The organism is Micromonospora maritima, from assembly GCF_902825405.1.
Classification (GTDB): Bacteria; Actinomycetota; Actinomycetes; order Mycobacteriales; family Micromonosporaceae; genus Micromonospora; species Micromonospora maritima.
Map to the genome: position 1 here is coordinate 1 of NZ_CADEAU010000867.1, position 1,248 is coordinate 1,248.

The window sequence follows — 1,248 nt, forward strand, 5'->3', positions numbered from 1 at the left end:
GCGTGAAGCGGTGCGCGGCGGCGGGCCCGGCCGCGGAGGACCGGTCGAGCAGCCAGCGCACCTCGTCGGCGGTCCAGCCCAGGCCCGGCCGGGCCGCGATCTCCCGCACCAGGCGCAGGCCGACCCGGGTGTCGTCGTCGTAGAAGCGCATGCACCAGTGGTGCGCCCACATGCCGAGCGCACGCAGCCCGGCCGGGTCGAGCGAGCCGACCAGACGACCACAGGCGGTCTCGACGAACGGCCGCCCCGGGTCGTCGGCGCGGTCCCGTTCGATCGCGCCGTAGGCGGCCGGCGCCACCGCCCGCATCCGGTCGTAGAAGCCCTGCACCACCGCGGCGTCCAGCCGTGCTCGCCCCGATCGCATCAGCGGACACCCCGCCCGGCCACGCTCGCCATGCCCCGCACCTTTTCTTGAGTTGGTGGCGAGGACCGTACCGACCACTTACGACAGTTTCTCGGATCGATCGGCAAGATCCACGCCACCTCCCCGGGGTGGGGGCATCCGGGAGGCGGGGACAGCACCACCTCGCCGAGCTGGCGCGACCGCCGGCACTCACGTCCGAAAACCGCCAGCCGACCGCCGGACCTGCGAGGCAGGATCGGTGGCATGGAGCTGGACTTCGAGCGGTGCTACCGGGCCGTCGACAGCCGCGACCCGCGGTTCGACGGCTGGTTCTACACCGGCGTGACGTCGACCGGGATCTACTGCCGGCCGTCCTGCCCCGCGATGACGCCGAAACGGCAGAACGTCCGGTTCTTCCCGTCCGCCGCCGCGGCACAGGGCGCCGGGCTGCGGGCCTGCCGCCGGTGCCGGCCGGACGCGGCGCCGGGCTCCCCCCAGTGGGACGTCCGGGCCGACGTCGTGGGCCGGGCCATGCGGCTGATCGCCGACGGCGTGGTCGACCGCGACGGGGTGCCCGGGCTGGCCAGCCGGCTGGGCTACACCGAGCGGCACCTGCACCGGATGCTCCGGGCCGAGCTGGGCGCCGGTCCGCTGGCGCTGGCCCGGGCGCAACGCGCCCAGACCGCGCGGATCCTGGTCGAGACCACCGGCCTCGGCCTGGCCGAGGTCGCGTTCGCCGCCGGTTTCGGCAGCGTGCGGCAGTTCAACGACACGGTCCGCGAGGTGTACGGCGTCACCCCGTCGCAGCTGCGGGGAGTGCGGGGCGGTCGGCCCCTGGGCGGCGAACGCCCCGAAGTAGTCGTACGTCATCGGCATCAGCCAGTTGAGGTTCGTCGCGGCGCCGG

2 protein-coding genes are annotated in these 1,248 nt (G+C 74.7%); one reads left to right on the forward strand and one right to left on the reverse strand.

Annotation, left to right across the window (positions count from 1 at the left end; translation table 11 throughout):
* The coding region (locus tag HUW36_RS33125; RefSeq protein WP_174531613.1) for a hypothetical protein at positions 1-364 on the reverse strand (364 nt) is incomplete at its 3' end.
* A 243-nt stretch (positions 365-607) separates the two neighbouring features.
* Here HUW36_RS33125 and HUW36_RS33130 point away from each other — a divergent pair.
* Positions 608-1,248: bifunctional transcriptional activator/DNA repair enzyme AdaA (locus HUW36_RS33130; protein WP_246248448.1), on the forward strand; the 641-nt coding region annotated here is incomplete at its 3' end.